Source organism: Bacteroides sp. 3_1_23, assembly GCF_000162555.1.
GTDB classification, from domain to species: Bacteria; Bacteroidota; Bacteroidia; order Bacteroidales; family Bacteroidaceae; genus Bacteroides; species Bacteroides ovatus.
In genome coordinates this window covers 169,313-186,156 of sequence record NZ_GG774949.1, presented here as the reverse complement: position 1 = coordinate 186,156, position 16,844 = coordinate 169,313, and the positions used below count along the sequence as shown (strand labels likewise).

General features: G+C 39.0%; 7 protein-coding genes. 5 read left to right on the top strand and 2 right to left on the bottom strand.

Annotation, left to right across the window (positions count from 1 at the left end; genetic code table 11):
• Positions 1 to 10: 10 nt before the first annotated feature.
• Together HMPREF9010_RS23120 and HMPREF9010_RS23125 are read right to left on the bottom strand one after the other, a co-directional pair.
• A complete protein-coding gene (locus HMPREF9010_RS23120) occupies positions 11 to 490 on the bottom strand; it encodes a DsbA family protein (protein ID WP_008646424.1) in 480 nt (159 codons plus the stop codon).
• Between the two features lie 299 nt (positions 491 to 789).
• Positions 790 to 4,824 (bottom strand): two-component regulator propeller domain-containing protein, encoded by a 4,035-nt coding sequence (locus HMPREF9010_RS23125; protein WP_008646421.1) that lies wholly within the window; start codon positions 4,822 to 4,824, stop codon positions 790 to 792.
• A gap of 347 nt (positions 4,825 to 5,171) precedes the next feature.
• Between HMPREF9010_RS23125 and HMPREF9010_RS23130 the strand changes: the two genes are divergently transcribed.
• From HMPREF9010_RS23130 to HMPREF9010_RS23150, 5 genes are read left to right on the top strand one after another with little or no spacing between them, the layout of a single operon-like run.
• On the top strand, positions 5,172 to 8,303 hold the full coding sequence (locus HMPREF9010_RS23130) for a SusC/RagA family TonB-linked outer membrane protein (protein WP_032852402.1): 3,132 nt from the start codon (positions 5,172 to 5,174) through the stop codon (positions 8,301 to 8,303).
• 12 nt (positions 8,304 to 8,315) lie between these two features.
• Positions 8,316 to 10,292, top strand: a complete 1,977-nt coding sequence (locus HMPREF9010_RS23135) for a RagB/SusD family nutrient uptake outer membrane protein (protein ID WP_008646419.1) — start codon at positions 8,316 to 8,318, stop codon at positions 10,290 to 10,292.
• 18 nt (positions 10,293 to 10,310) lie between these two features.
• Positions 10,311 to 11,615: a hypothetical protein gene (locus HMPREF9010_RS23140; protein WP_008646418.1), complete on the top strand. Its 1,305-nt coding sequence runs from the start codon at positions 10,311 to 10,313 to the stop codon at positions 11,613 to 11,615.
• 4 nt (positions 11,616 to 11,619) lie between these two features.
• The gene (locus HMPREF9010_RS23145; protein ID WP_008646417.1) at positions 11,620 to 14,367 is read left to right on the top strand and encodes a DUF5695 domain-containing protein; all 2,748 of its coding nucleotides are present in this window, start codon (positions 11,620 to 11,622) and stop codon (positions 14,365 to 14,367) included.
• A 2-nt stretch (positions 14,368 to 14,369) separates the two neighbouring features.
• Positions 14,370 to 16,805 (top strand): beta-L-arabinofuranosidase domain-containing protein, encoded by a 2,436-nt coding sequence (locus HMPREF9010_RS23150; protein WP_008646416.1) that lies wholly within the window; start codon positions 14,370 to 14,372, stop codon positions 16,803 to 16,805.
• The last annotated feature ends 39 nt before the right edge of the window (positions 16,806 to 16,844 follow it).

The following is a 16,844-nucleotide window of genomic DNA, read 5'->3' as shown; positions in this document are numbered from 1 at the left end:
GTTGCGTTACTTATGCTGCCGGATCCGGTGCTTCCCCGCTACCACCTCCTTCTCCTTTATCGTCTCCCTTTCCATCATCAGGGGTGATAGGACTATTGGTTTTAGAACTATCCAATTTCTGGATACTTATTGATTTTATCATGCCTTTAAATATACTTCCTGGAGTGAAAATTATTTTACGGTTCTTTAATGTGTCCGTAGTCACTTCTTTTTCATTATCCTGACTTTTGCACCCGAAAGATGGACGAAACGTTCCGAATTCTCCAAGGCTTACTGAAGCTCCGATTTCCATATAGGTTATCAGTGAATCTATCAATCCGTCAAGTACTGATTTTACAGTACCGCGTGGAACGAATCCTACTTTTGTTATCTGATCGCATAGCATTTTAAAATCAACAGTAACCACGTTGAATGGTCTTGCTACATATTTTTCGGCTTTTTCCTTATCAAAGCCAAAGGTTGTTTTCTTGACTACATATTTCAGTGCCATAATTCTTAATAGTTTTAATCGTTAGTAAATCTAGTTATTGTTTTGTGATCACGTTGCAAAGATATGGTATCGGAATTTGCTGTGCAAGCGATTTTGAAGAAGTGCGTTAATAAAATAATTAATATTGAAATAAAACTTTGTGTGATAAGTATTTGTGTGTTCTGTAATATTTACATAGGCTCGGCCTCCTTTTTTATGAGGATAGTTTGTTGGGCAATTTTATTATATTTCAGTGTCGGCATTATGTTTTTCTTTGATAAAATATACGTTTCGTTAATTATATTGTGCCTGACCGATAATTATTCAATAGGTGTGTTTCTTTTTCGGTTATTCTTGAATTCGTTTGGCGTCATTCCTGTAAAGCGTTTGAATGTTTTGCTGAAATAGCTTGGGTTATTGAATCCCAGTTGCCATGAGATTTCCGCAAAAGAAAGATTTGTCTCAATAATTTTGAGCTTGGCAACATCGATTTTTATTTTGTTGATAAACTCTGTGATACTTAAATTGAGCAGTTTCTTGAGCTTATTGTATAGATGTGTTCTACTGATTTGCATGTGTTCTACTAAATGGTTGACATTTAAATCAGATTCCTGTATGTGTTCCAGGATATATTGAGTTAGAGTATTGATGAATTCCTCATCTTTATTATTCAGTTTTTCATTAAGTTCGAATATTTTCATATCCTGATAATGTGCACGGATATTATTTTTAGCTTTTAGCAGATTAGTAATTCTCAAGTTCAGTTCGTCGAAAGTGAAAGGCTTTTCGATATATGCGTCCGCACCGGCTGATAAGCCTTGCAATTCATTCTCTTTAGAAGGTTGTGACGTGATTAGAATAACCGGTATATGTGAATATTCATGTGATGTTTTTATATATTTACTTAAATCATATCCATCCATAAAAGGCATCATAATATCGCTGATAACTATGTCGATAATGTGATTTTTAAGAATCTCAACTGCTTCACGTCCGTTATAGGCGCTTTTAACCTTATATATTTTACAAAGTTTACTTTTTAGGATTTTGTTAATATCCGGATTGTCATCAACTAGAAGTATCGATAACTTTTTTTCTTTTTCCTGATAATTAATGTCTTCTTCTTGTATAGAGTTGTCCAGCAAATAGACTGTGTCGGCGACAATATCAGGTGAATTCACAATATTTGGCATTTTGTCCGGCACAATCATGTCTTTTGTATCTTTTACTAACGGTAATTGAATAATAAAAGTAGTTCCGGTTTCTTGTTTGCTTTCTATGTCGATAGTACCCGATAATAATTGTACTAATCCGTTTACCAGTGCCAATCCGATCCCGGTATTGGAATATTTCGTATCTTTTGAACCTGTTTTATGGAACGGTTGCAGAACAGCTTCGCGTTGTTCGGGATGGATATAAGAACTTGTGTTTTGGCATGAAAGAATGAGCCGTTCCGTGTTTTTATCCACTTCAATACTAAAGTTTATTTCACTTTGGACATCAGAGTGTTTAAAAGCATTGCTTAATAAATTGCTGATAATCTTTTCTATTTTGTCTTGGTCAAAAATCGTATAAAAAGCTTCCGGACTTGATTTGTATAGATATCGTATTTGTTTTTGCTTGAAAACAGGAGTAAACAAATCGAATATAACCTTTCCATAACCCATGATGTCTGCTTTTACATATTTTATACTGGCATGGTCTGTTTCCACAGAGCGGAAATCCAGTAACTGATTGATGAGAAACTGAAGTCGCTGGATATTCCGTTTGATGATATTAATTTCCTCTTTTTCCAATTGTTTTTCTTTTCCTATGGATATATCTTCGAATATAGCCATGAGTATGGATAAGGGAGTTTTGAATTCATGGGTTATAAAAGTGAAAAAATTAAGTTTATGTTTATTCAGCTCTCGTAAGTTATTCTTTTCCATTCGTTCTATCTTGATATCCATTTTGTCTTTCATACGTGTCCTGTAGAAACGAATGATCATATATGCTATGCAGATACCTATAATGAAATAAACAGCTATCATGAATTTGCTAGCGAGAAAATGGGGCTGGATATGAACATTTATTTCACGTTGTTCAATGATTGAGCCGTTCTTATGAATGACCCGTACATGGAACTTGTATTTCCCCGGAGGAAGTGTATAAGTAATGGACTGTGGCATTTGTTGTGCAATATTCCAATTCTCTTCTATACCTTCCAGACGATACTCGCAGATATATTGTGATTGATAATTATCATTATAGTTAATGATTAGAAAATCAAAAGTAAGTGTATTCATGTCATGTTTTAAATCAATATTAGAGGTGTTGTCGATGTTGTTTTCTAATATTCCGTTTTTATCCGGTTGTATATGCTTGTTGAAAATTTTAAATTCGGAGAAAGTGATATGAATATTTTGTGTAGTGTTAGTTTGGTTTAATTCTTCCGGATGGAAAAAGCAGACTCCATTAATACTTCCAAAGTAAATAGTACCATCAGTGTCTCTATATCCTGAACATGCGTTAAATTGATTTGAGATAAGATTGTCGGCTACCAGATAGTGAGTAAAGCTTTTGTTGTCGGGATTGAAACAGTAAATGCCATTATCTGTACTCATCCATAACAGCCCCGACAAATCTTCTTGTATGGAGTAGATATCTCTTTGTTTCAGTTCATTGTCCTTGCCGTATATCTCCATACTGTTGTTGGAGCGATTGTATAACATAAGTCCTCCGTTGCTTGTGCCAAACCATATTCTTTTTCTGGAATCCATAAAGTTGCAATAAATATTATCACTGATTATTTCTTCGCATCCTTTCTTTCCTTTCCGGTATTGAGTAATCTTTCGAGTGTCCGGATTATACATGAAAACTCCATCAAAGTGTGTTGCGAACCATAGACAGTTATGAGCATCCCGAAGAATATCATCTACGCGTATTGTTTTAAAAATATGGGGGAGAAAGCGAGTAAACCTGTCATCTTTGAAATGGTAAATATCTATGCCGGAACTAGTCCCTATGAACATTGAATCGTTATTATGGATATATAGTTTGTATATTGAATTATCTGACAGCCCGATACTGTCTCCTGTTATGTTCTTGTAAGACTGGACATGCCGGTTGCCATCTATTTTATGCAGTCCGTCTACGAAATTTCCTGCCCAGATATTTCCTGAAGGATCTTCAATTAATGCATGTACATTGTTTCCATTCAATTTAGGAAAGGTTGATTTATTGAGGTGCTGTATATTTTGGTCGGGATATATGATAGAGATACCGTTATCTTCAGATGCGAACCATAAAGCACCTTTACTATCTCTTATGATATTGCTGATTGCTTTTCCTTTCAATGCTTGTTTCCCATTGTCAGGCAGTATATAGCTGAATTTATTATCAATGAGGCTTGTGTAGTTCACTCCGCCAAAGAAAGAACCGATCCACATCATTTCCTCCCGGCTTTTATAGATGGAATATATGGCATTGTCAGACAATCCGGTTTGTGATAGATTGGAATCTTGCAGATAGTGTTTGTAACTATCATCCGTATAGTCGTAAATGAAGAGGCCGTTTTCTGTCCCAATCCATAAATTTCCGCGCATGTCTTCTTTCAGACAACGTATATAACGGATTTTTTTTCTATCTTGAGATGAGAGAGTAACAGGGAGAAAGGTTTCCCGGCTTTTATTATAACGGTATAGTCCATCTTCGGTAGTTCCCAGCCATATAGTTCCTTGTGAATCCCTGTAAATAGCTGAAAATTGGATGGAATATTGTGGCGATACTTCTGTAGCCGCATACTTCCTTATAATATATCCACTATTGCGAAAGCAATAAATTGTATCTGGAGTTACTCCCCATATATTGCTATTGATGTCAAGGGAAATTTTGAGGAGCCTGCCTTTAAATAAGCGGTTTATGTTTTGTGAACGTTTGTCGTAGATATGTAATCCTGCCGTGGAAGCTATAAAAACTTTTGTTCCGTTTTCGGCCATGTCTGACACGTAAAAATTGCTATTGTCTGGGGAAGGAATCGATGAGAACTTTTCTTTTTGTGCATCATACAAACATAATCCTTCATTAGTTCCCAACAATAAGGAGTCTTTGCCGATGAGGAGTATGCGTTCAATGCAATTAGATGATAATCCGTCTTTTGATTTATAAAATTGCTTGATATTATATCCGTCATATCGGTTAAGTCCTTTTAAAGTAGCGATCCAGATATATCCATTGTTGTCTTGTACAATATCCCTGACTGCGCTATAGGTCAACCCGTGTTTACTTCCCAAATTATGGAAAATGAACTCATTCTGCTGTGCATAAGTAATAGTCGAGAATAATAGTATCAGGGTTAATGTAAATATTTTCATGCGTATAAGAATTGTGTACGTCACAAATGTCTGAAATAAAAATGAATTAGACTGTAACTATTGGTTATAAAGTGGTATTTATGTTCACTCTGTGCATTGGTGGTACAAATGTGAACATAAGTATAAGTGAATAATTTATAGTTTTATGGTTTAGAAGCTTTTTTCTCTACATTTGCCATCGAAACCAACTAATTATAATGCCTATGAACAGACCTTCTTTATTTCATGTCAGCGGGATATCCTTCCTTTTAAAGTTGACACCTTCTCTAAAATAAGAATAATATAATCTTAATGACTAAATTACTAATATTATGAATCAAAGTTATCTACCAAAACTCAAAACAGGTATGGGGAATATGGCGAGGTCCTTTCTGCTGTTATGCCTGTTTTTATCTCTATCGATCGGGAGCTTTGCACAGGAAAAGAAAAGTATCTATGGCTACGTCAAAGAAACAGATGAGCAGCCTTTAGTGGGAGTAAATGTAAAAGTGAAAGGCACACAAAATGGAACTATCACTGATATAGATGGGAAGTATACTCTGAATAATGTGACTCCGGGTCAGGTTATCGTATATTCAATGATTGGAATGGCAACAGTTGAAAAAACTGTGGGAAATCAGCAACAGATCAATGTCGTGATGAAATCAGGTATCGAGATTGATGAAGTTATTGTTACAGGATATCAGACACAGCGTAAAATTGATTTGACAGGTTCTGTGTCCAGTTTAAATTCCGAACAATTTATGAAAACCAATCCATTAAGTATGGAACAAGCGTTGAAGGGAAAAATTGCAGGAGTTCAGGTGATGAACAATGATGGAGCCCCAGGGGGAGGAATTACCATCAAGGTGCGTGGAGCCAGTTCTATTACAGCGGGAAGTTCTCCTCTTTATGTGGTTGACGGTTTTCCCATCCCGATTTCGGATGATCCGCTTGACAACCCTCTGGCTACCATCTCTCCTGATGCTATTGAAAGCATTTCTATATTGAAAGATGTATCTTCCACCGCAGTTTATGGTGCACAAGGTGCTAACGGAGTAGTGCTGATAACTACCAAAAAAGGTTCTGCGGGGATGAGTGAGATTTCGGTAAAAGCCTCCTATGGAATTAGTAAACTGGCAAACTCTATCTCTATGTTGGGTGCGGAGGACTATATGCGAGCTTATATGCGGGATATGGTAATGAATGGTCAATGGCAGAATGCAGATTTCTATCAGGAATATAAAGACCAGATATGGAATACAGATCCTTCCCGTTTTCAGTTCTATCCGGATCTTTGTCTTCAAAATGGAACCAAACAAAACTATGAAGTTTCTTATAGAGGCGGAACAGAGAAAATACAAAATTCTACGGTTCTATCCTTTATGAATGAAGACGGAATTGCAGTTAATACAGGGTTTAAGCGTTTTTATTTCCAAACGAATAACAGCATAAAACTCCTTCCGCAGTTGACATTGAATACAAATATATCTTATGAACATAATATACGCAGCGGTGCTTTTTGGACAGAAGGCAATATCTTCAATGAAATACAGACATTCTCTCCGTTAGTTCCCAAAGAATGGACTTTTCAGGAAATAGATGATAATTTATATTACACAGGTAAAATGGATAATCCTTATCGAAAACTCAAGGATATTGATTATTCTAATAAAAATCATACTTTTTTTGGTCAGGCGGAACTTGTCTATAACATCACAGATAATTGGTTTGTGAAAGCGGGAATGGGTGTACGCACTCCTAAAGGGGAAATAAAAGAATTTGTTCCTAAAACTATTCAGCGAGGTTATGACAATAATGGATGGGCATCTTATGGGACGCAAAATGCACTGAATTTAAGAGGGGTAGTACAAGCAGGCTTTAATAAAGTATTTAACGAAGTGCACAATTTGTCTGTAAACGCTGTATATGAAGCCAATACGAATAAATATGAAACCTTTGGTCAGGAATATTCCCAGTTTAATACAGATTTGGGTTGGGAAGGAATATATGATGCAAAGAGTGGAAATCATGTGAAGTCTCCAACGATTGGTTATGAAAAGGTAGCCATGCTTTCCGGTGTGTTTATGGCAAACTATTCTTATAAAGGCCGTTATCTTCTCAAAGCCTCTATGCGTGCGGACGGTTCTTCCAAGTTCTCTCCGGACAATCGGTGGGGATTTTTCCCTTCAGGTGCTATTGGTTGGAGAGTTTCGGATGAGAGTTTCTTCAAGAATGTGTCATGGTTGAAAAAGAATGTTGATAATCTGAAGCTGCGTTTCAGCTATGGTCAGGTTGGTAATGACCAGATTGCGTCTTATGCTTATGCACAGACGTTGGCGTCAAGTAGTCGGCAAGCTGTCTTTGGTGATGGTACAATCTCTGCATTATATACCAATCGCATGGCGAACCCTGATATAAGTTGGGAAGTGACAGAAGAGTTTAATGGTGGTCTGGATTTGGATATGTTTAATAATCGTCTCAATATTTCTGTAGACTTATATACTAAAAAGACCAAAGACATGCTTCTGGAACAAAATTTACCGCGTATGTCCGGATTTAGTAAAGTGACGAGAAATATTGGTTCTGTTCGTAACCGTGGATTTGAGATCAGTGTGGGTGGGCTAATCATCGATAAAAAAGATTTTAGTTGGAATGCTACGATTAATTTTAGTGCCAATCAGTCCAAAGTGTTAAGTTTGGGTACAGAGAACCAAATGCTTGAAAGCCGTCCTGTCGGTTCTGCTTCGGGTACGGAGAATGTACTTATCAAAGAGGGTTATCCGTTAGGACTGTTTTACGGATTACAAATGGAAGGTATCCGTAGTAACTGGTATTCCGATAGTAATGGTGTGGGGAGTGCCGATTCTCCCTGGTGGTATGCAACAGAGAGAGAGATGCCTTACGGATTCCCGTCCTTTGCCGATATAAACGGGGATGGTAAAATTAATATGGAAGACCGCGTTGTGATTGGAGACGTGAATCCGGTATTTATCGGAGGTTTGAATACACATTTCCGCTGGAAGTTTATTGAGTTGGCTATGGATTTCAGCTGGTCGTATGGAAATGATATTATTAATGGTAATATATATAATCTGATGAATAACGGTGATATTCGTAATAAGTCATCTGTCTATTATAAAAATGCTTGGTTTGCTAACAACCCGACAGGTACGTTTACCGGTCCCGGTCCTATTTCCTGGTCAGGATATATGTGGGCAGCGTCCAATTCCGAGATGGTGGAAGATGGTTCCTTCCTGAAGATGAATAATCTGGCAATTACCTGCCATTTACCTAAAAAGATATTGAATGCCTGGAAGATAAAAGATATGTCTTTTACCTATTCTATTAATAATGTGTTCTGTCTCACGAAATATTCAGGGTACGACCCGGAAGTACGTAGTGGAAACTCTATCAGTAATCGGATTTTGCCGGGAGTTGATATTTCATCCTATCCGTATGCAAGATCACATGTATTTTCATTTAATTTTAAATATTAATCTGGTACTGTTATGAAAAAAATATTATTTATCCTTTTATCATCTCTTGTACTGGTATCGTGCGAGGGTTACTTCGATCAGTTGCCGAAAACCGAACTTCCGGCAGAGACATTCTATACTTCCTATGATGCTGCCTTACGTAACGTCGCAATTTTATATGCTAATGCCGGTAACACCAATGATGGAATTATGACGGAAGACCGTTTTATGATGCCATCTCTGATAAACGAAGGTCCTTTTGATCTGACAGCTAGTTCGGGTAGCGTATTGAATTTATGGTCAAAACTGTATGCTTATATTGCCCAGGCTAATCAGATTTTAGAGAATTTGGAGGCACATCAGGACGCTATTGATTCCAGTATAAGCAGTTCCTCATTAGAGAAGGCTGCCATACAAGGCTCTGCTACTGAAATGTTGATAGGTGAAGTCCGTTTTTTACGTGCATACGCTTATTTTACCCTTTACCGTTATTATGGCGGCGTACCTTTAATAACCAAACCGACGGGGCCCAAGCCTGCTTACGTGCCACGTGCTACTCGGCAGGAAGTTTTCAGATTTTTATATGACGAAATGGAGTATGCTTTGAGTAAGTGTGCTGATAATAATTCGGGAATCGCTTATGGACGTGTGACTAGGGGAGCAGTAGCTGGTATGCTGGCAAAGACGAAGATATTTCATGCGTCCTATATTCGTCGTGCCGAAATGTATGGAGATAAAATTGCAGAAAATACAACAGGGGAATTATCTACTGTTTCTCTTTATGCAGATGCAGTTAAATTATGTGATGATATTATCTCCGGAGTTTATGGCAGTTATGAGTTGGAAGATTATTATCCAGCCGTATTTACGAAACGCAATAAAGAAATTATGTTCAGTGTACTAGCAGAAGAAGGTAATGGAACCGGTAATAAGATACCGATGGGATTTGCAGGAGAAGCCAAGTATGGAGCGACCAATGGTGTGCACCTGACTTCCTGGCTGACATTATTGTATGATATTCCGATGTGGGGACATAATTATAGTTTCAAGGAGGTATGTCGTGACTATGGGCAGATAGATAGATTTAATGCAGAATCTCCTAAAGCCGGAACCACTCCTAATGATTTACAGAATCTGTATGAAAGCACAGGGAAATATACAATTACGGGCGATTTCACCCGCCGTATGTGGAGCTCTGTGAAAGGGTGGGTCACCGGTCCTAGCAGTGGAAGTGCTCCAGTCGGACTATGGGTATTTGAACCTGCCGGACGTGAACTTGGTTCGAATTTCTATATTGAGCCGGGTAAAGGAAATCATTATTCTGAAGATCAATTGAAAGTAATGGAAGTGGCACTGGAAACACACGAAAGAAACTGGTGGCAAAATGAAGCCAATGGAGCAAACAGACCTAACTTGTGGAATTGTAACTGGTGGCAACTTGGCAAGTTCCGTAATTTGAATCCGAGTGAGATCGCTTCGACTTTTGATATTAATTATGCAGGAGTTGATTATCCGGTTTTACGATTGGCCGAGATTTATTTACTCAAAGCAGAAGCCCTGATTATGCAAGGGACAGTTTCGCAAGGAGTGAAAGCGATGAATATTGTCCGGAATAGAGCTTGTAATCAAGGCACTGTAAAAGACATGTTTACCAGTCAGGGTGATGCTTCTTATACCTATCAGGAAGGTTCTGTTATGATGATTCCGGAGGATATAAGTGCAAATAATGCATTGAAAGAATTGATGTATGAACGTTTGAGGGAACTTGCGGCTGAAGATGATTGTGGCTGGCTCGATGTAGCCCGTTTTCCGGACATTGCAATGAAAGATCTGGAAGATATTTGCCGTTATCGTGATCCTTTACAATTCTACGCACCTTATGGTGACCCTGCTCGAGGAGAATATTTATGGCATCTTTTCAATGACGAAAAAGTATATCGTGTATTGATGCCTATACCATTTACAGAGTTGTCATTCTTTCCGGAAATGAAACAGAATCCGGGCTATTAACTTAATTGTCAGAATAATATGAAAACATATCAATCGATTTTAATTATGATAATAATGATGTCTGTTATGGCATCATGTGAAAAGTTTGGTTCAGATGTGGAAGCTCCGTCCGTTCAGGTAACCGTATCTCCGGAGAATCCCAAAGTTGGAGACGAAGTGACAATTACAATTTCTACGGATGCCCAATATCTTTCTCTCTTTACGGGAGATGAAGGAAAAATGTTCGAACGTTCGCGCATTAAGGCAATCATGGAAAATGACTGGAATAGTTTCTATGAAAAAGGCTATCGGGTTTCTTATGCGAAGAATGGAGAGAAGACATTATTCTATAAGTACTTCAAAAATTATCAGACTGTTGAAGAGGTGAAAAAGGATTTTGAATTTTTTGGTGCGATAGAAAATATCCAACTGATTCCTTATAAGAAAGGGGATTTTCCGGAAGCATTGATGGAAATGAGCTATATCGGGACTAATCAGTTGAAGTTTACAGTATCAGATCGCAGGATTCCTTCAGGCATACGGATGAAACCGGATATTCATATTTTAGGAGGCCTTGATAATCAGCCTGGTAATACGGTGATTGAGAGCCGCTTTGTTGCTTGTGATGCGGACCGTGCTATCCGAAAATATTCTAATGATCCTTGGGTAGCTGCCTATTTTGGATTATATACAGAGCAACTGGCGGATTTTGCCGGACATGCTGCCGGTTATAAATACAACACTCTTATGGACGAACGTTCTTACGGAGCATTTCAGACAAATGATCCTCTTTCGGGCAGACCGACAGAAGGCTTCTATAAACTTGGAGAGATGTATAACCGTGATTCATATTTGCAGCAGTTTCTGAATGATGGAGAAAAGCTAGTGCTCCGTCAAGTCGATATGTATGTGAATGGGCGTCCTACTTATGCAGCGGCTGATGATTCACCTTATAAATATGATTTGGATGGGGATGGAATAGATGAGGCTTACGAATGTGAACTTAATCCTGCAACAGGCTTGCCCGTCCACGAAGCAGATTATGCCAAGTATAGAGGTTTTCAGGGAGACGTATACCTTTCGTTTATCGAAATGGGAACGGACGAATATGAACCGTGGCATACAGGTGTTTCTTTGGGCTCTGTATATGCGACTGGAGGAATTCAGAAAACTTATAAGTATATTTATACCGAACCTGGTGAATTTACCATTACGGTTGTAGCTACCAATGTAGGTGATAAGAACTATAGTGGTATAGATTATAGCGATCAAAGAAGTAATTCATTGAACGATTATGCTCACAAAAGATCTTTAAGTACATTCAAGATAACAGTGAAAAATTGAACTTATGAGAATGAAGCTTTGTATGACCGTTTTGTTGGCTTGGCTAGTTTTTTGTGGGAGTACAGTGGCAGCTGTAGTTCCACGAATTGAGGTCAATCCAGATGGAAAGGGGCTTAAATTACTAGTTTTCGAAGGAAGCGATCATCACAGGAATTATGTCGATCGAGGAAAGATTCTGGGAGATTTATATTTTAATTACCTTGTTGACAATAAGACTTACTCTGTTAAGGTTTCTGATTTGCAGTCTGAAATACTGGAAAATACGGCGGGAAAAATACAGATATTCTGGCAACTTCCTGCCGGAGTCCGGCTTTATCAGACCTTCGCTGTTAGTGGAGAAGAGATTGAATGGGATATTGAATTCTTCAATCGTAGCCGTCATGCGGTTAATATTCTGGATATGTGTCTGACAGTGCCGATTGGAGCAATTGATGAATCCGTACAAGCTTGTCAGAATCTGAATAGGCATTTCTCTTTAAATGGAAATTCTTCTTTTCTCTATTGGATACCATATACCGGTCAAGGCGACATTTTATTGATGTCAATGAAAAAAGGGACTGCTATGGAATATGCAACTTGGGATGGTAAGTATTATTTGCATGCAACGAATGTTGTCGATCGGGCGAATGATACTTGGAGAATACCCTCTACCTCAAAGACGGTGGCCCCTTATCAGCGTTACCTCACAGGCTTTAATTTTACTGTAGCCAAAGACCACACTGATTTAAGGGGAAAATTGTATGATAAAGGAAATGTCTTGGTGAAAGTTGCTCCGGGAATGGTAGTAACCCCTGAAATGGAAGTGTATTGTGCTTTACAGACACAGTTGCCTGTTGAGCAGTTAACTGTTGAGCATCCGGGGCAAATCAAAGTAACTAATATAGGCAAGACGAAAGATAACAAGCATATTTATAAGTTTCGTTTTTCCCGTTTAGGTGAGAATCTGATAACAGTAAACTATGGAAACGGACAAATGTGTTATTTGGATTTTTTTGTAACAGAACCTTTAGAAACGCTCATAAAGAAACGTGCCCGTTTTATTGTAGACAAACAGCAGCATCGGGATTCGACGAAGTGGTATAATGGTTTGTATAGTTTGTGGGATATGAAAAAAGCAGAACTGCTTTCACCCGACTATTTAGGAGAACTTCGGGAAGAATTTATGGTGGGAGGTTCTGATGATCCTTCGAATAGTAAGCCTATTTATGTAAGTGAGAAGAATGTGATATATCCGGATAAGGATGAAATAGCTTCGTTGGAATATTATCAGAAGAATTTTGTTTGGGGTAAACTGCAACGTACAGATAAGGAATTCCCTTATCCGTATGGTATCTATGGAAGTGAAAACTGGTATCAGAATCGTAGTGGTAAATATGGAGGATATGAGGATGGAGGTTCAGGCAAAGGACGCATGTGGAGAACGTTTGATTATACCACTCATTTTGCTATTTATTATAATCTGTACAGGATTGCGAAAGATCATCCGGATATGGTGACTTACCTGGATGCGAATGGATATTTAGAACGGGCTTACCGTACGGCGATGGCCTATTTTGAAGTGCCATACAATATATTGATGGGAAAGCAGTGGGCTTTCCACGGTTGGACTGACTGGGCTTATAAGCAAGGAAATTTTCATGAAAGGTATTTGTTATATATTATTTCTGCTTTAGAAAATACAGGCAGGAAAGAAGCAGCAGCTAGATTACGTCGCGAATGGGAAAAGAAGGTGACATATATGATTTATGAAGATCCCTGGCCGTTCGGTTCCGAGATGTTTGTTGATCGCACTGCCTTTGAATCCTCCTATTACATTGCCGAATATGCAAAATTGAATCCGATGCAACCGGAGGAGCAATTCTGGTATGATAAGAATAAGAAAAAATGGTATTCGTATACCTCATTTGACACTGTCTCCATAGAGCGTTTCATGCAAAATCAGTTGGATGGGAATCTTGCTTTGCGCGGAATTTTTGAACCTGGATATGCCAATTTGGGTACGGCATGGAGCGGACAGTACGTAAATCTCGATTATATGACGCAGATGGGGGGTGTGGCATTGCTGGATTATGCGTATAAATTTTCCAGTGAACCGGAGAAGTATATTAATTATGGCTATAATTCTTTGTTAGCTTCATGGGCGTTGATGAATACAGGTACGCAACAAACTGACTTTGGATATTGGTATAAAGGGAAAGAAAATGATGGAGCTGTGGGCTGGGCGTTTTCTCCTTATCAGAATTCCCGTACCTATATGAGTTACATAAAAACCGGACGCGCACCGTGGCGATATGATGGTGAAATAGATCACGGGCTTACGGGAGGAATTCATGGAGCCGGAGTCTATTTAGTGGATGATCCCGATTTTGGGCTGATAGCTTATGGAGGCAATGTGGCTGTGGATAAAGAAGGAACAATTAGTATGGTTCCGTATGACGGAGTACGCAGACAGATACGGTTTCTTACACCTGTCCAATTTTCGGTAGAATTAGAGCAGGATGGTTTCAGAAAGGATTATCCTGTTACGTTGAAAAAAACAAATGAGCTTGCTTTTGTCATCGAAAATCGTTCTGGGAAACCTCATCATACAAAGATGACTCTTGAAGGTAAACTTCCTGAAGGAAAGTATACTGTTATAGTTGGACAAAAAGAAGTGGAAGATTTTGAAATAATGAATCAGGCGCATCCGTTTTGTCGGCTGGAAATACCAGTCATGGATAAATATACGCAAGTAATAATTAAAAAGAAATAGGAATGAGACATCTATTAGTAGGATTTAGTTTGTGCATCTTGTCGACGGCTTGTGTGGAGGAAGAACAGCAGATCATCCCCATCCCCTTTAATCAGGTAACGTTGACTGATGGTTTTTGGAAAGAAAGAATGAAGACAGAGATAAGCGTTACAGTCCCTTTTTCTGTTTATCAGAGTGCACCGGCTGTTGAACGCTTCAGGCGTTGTGCAGCTTTTCGTGCAGGTAAACCCACCGAACTGCCGGAAACACATCGCTTCATCAGTTCAGATTTATATAAGGTAATGGAGGGAGTTGCCTACTCACTTATGATACAGCCGGATGAGAAACTGGAAAAGTTCATGGATGATGTGACAGAGTTGATCGCTGCTTCGCAACAAGAAGACGGGTATCTGTACATTTCTCATATTTGTGGTAATCCCGATCCTCGTGAGATGGGAGAGAAACCTTATTCTTGGTTGGTGCATAGCCATGAACTCTATAATGTAGGGCATCTGTATGAGGCCGCTGTTGCTTATTATCAGGCAACGGGTAAAGATAAACTGTTAAATGTTGCTATTAAGAGTGCCAAACATGTGAATAAGGTTTTCTTTGAAGGAGGAGATCCAAATTATAATAATGGAAAACCGGTTAATCAGGCCCCCGGACATGAGGAAATAGAACTGGCTCTTTGTAAATTATATCGGGTGACGAATGATCCATTGTATCTTGATATGGCTAAAAAATTTCTGGAGATTCGCGGAGTTACTTACCGTCCGGAGGGAGAAGGGGTGATGGCAGCTACTTATGCACAACAACATGCACCGGTCAGCCAACAGACGGAAGCGGTGGGACATGCCGTGCGGGCGGCTTATCTTTATACGGCTATGGCACAGGTGGACGCACTGACCGGACTCCATGATTATGACAAGGCACTTCAGGCTATATGGAATAATCTGGTAACAACACGTATGCATATAACCGGAGGGCTGGGGGCAGTAGAAGGTATGGAGGGTTTCGGTGCTCCTTATGAGTTACCTAATCTGACAGCTTATAACGAGACATGTGCTGCTGTAGCAAATGTGTTTTTTAATCAAGGATTATTTCTAGGTAGCGGTGATGCGAAATTCTGGGATATTGCCGAGCTGTCTTTATTCAATAATGCTTTAGCCGGAATTAACTTGAAGGGGGATCGTTTCTTCTATGTGAACCCTTTGGAAGCTGATGGAGAAAGGCGTTTTAATCATGGTAATGGTGGCCGGGCCGAATGGTTCGGATGCGCATGCTGTCCTCCTAATATCTCTCGCCTCATCCTGCAAGTTCCGGGATATATGTATGCTTATAGTAAAGATAATATCTATCTTACTCTTTATGGTGGAAGCAGGACAACGATTCCTTTGAAAGGAGGAAGAGTTGCTTTGGAGCAAGAGTCAGGGTATCCATTTGACGGAAAAGTACGCCTTGTTGTTATTCCGGAGAAGAAAGAACGTTTTTCAATAAGCATGCGTATTCCTACTTGGGCAACGAAAGATGAATTTGTGCCGGGCGGACTTTATCCTTACGAAGAACAGCGGCACCTGCCAGTTGAGATGCGTGTAAACGGAGAAAAAGTGAAGTATGTGATGAAGAAAGGTTTCGCAGTAATAGAACGTGACTGGGTGAGTGGCGATATAGTAGAGCTTGAATTGCCAATGCCTGTTCGTTTTGTCGACTGTATTCCGGAAGTGAAGGATAATGTGGGGAAAACTGCTGTGACACGTGGTCCATTGGTTTATTGTGCGGAAGAAATAGATAATGGAAGACCTGTTCAGCAATTATTCCTGGGCGATGCGACGGAAGAAAAGGCACAGGTTACGATTGAAGAAACCGGTGAACTGAAGGGGCTTGATTTTATAAAAGTGGGCGGAATTTCTTTAGTGCCTTATTATGCCTGGTGTAACAGAGGAGATAATCGTACAATGCTTGTCTGGCTGAATAAGGAGGTTTCGACTGTAGGGTTGCAACAAGGAGAAATGAAGTATATGGATTCGATTGGGAAAATATCGGCTTCGTCTGTCGCAAGTGGGAATGCAATATCAGAGCAGGCAGTTTGCGATGGGAAAGTGGCTACTTCTTCTGCTGATTTTAGTTTGGAGAGATGGGTCTCTATTCCTGCAGAGAATGGAAAAGGACAACAATTGACGTTCGATTTTAAAACTCCGTATACTTTAAACTCTCTTTCCGTATATTGGTTGGAGAATCCTCAAGAAAACGTTCTGCTACCTGTAAGCTGGAAGGTAGAATATAAATCAAAAGGAATCTGGAAAGTTCTTGAATTATATGTTACGGATTCTTATCAGTTGGGTAAGGACAGGTTTAATGTTATCCATCCGAGTAGTAATGTTGAGGTAGAGGCTATACGCTTGAATATAGATGCTCAACAGGGAAAATCCGTAGGTATCTCTGAAGTTCGCTTTGAATAGTAAAAAATGAATGTGTCAAAAGCCTGAAGCATTTTTCTA

Bases quoted from the DNA above. Each gene is read 5' to 3' on its own strand.
- HMPREF9010_RS23120 (WP_008646424.1), bottom strand. From the start codon at position 490: ATGGCACTGAAATATGTAGTCAAGAAAACAACCTTTGGCTTTGATAAG.
- HMPREF9010_RS23145 (WP_008646417.1), top strand. From the start codon at position 11,620: ATGAGAATGAAGCTTTGTATGACCGTTTTGTTGGCTTGGCTAGTTTTT.
- HMPREF9010_RS23150 (WP_008646416.1), top strand. From the start codon at position 14,370: ATGAGACATCTATTAGTAGGATTTAGTTTGTGCATCTTGTCGACGGCT.
- HMPREF9010_RS23130 (WP_032852402.1), top strand. From the start codon at position 5,172: ATGGGGAATATGGCGAGGTCCTTTCTGCTGTTATGCCTGTTTTTATCT.
- HMPREF9010_RS23125 (WP_008646421.1), bottom strand. From the start codon at position 4,824: ATGAAAATATTTACATTAACCCTGATACTATTATTCTCGACTATTACT.
- HMPREF9010_RS23140 (WP_008646418.1), top strand. From the start codon at position 10,311: ATGAAAACATATCAATCGATTTTAATTATGATAATAATGATGTCTGTT.
- HMPREF9010_RS23135 (WP_008646419.1), top strand. From the start codon at position 8,316: ATGAAAAAAATATTATTTATCCTTTTATCATCTCTTGTACTGGTATCG.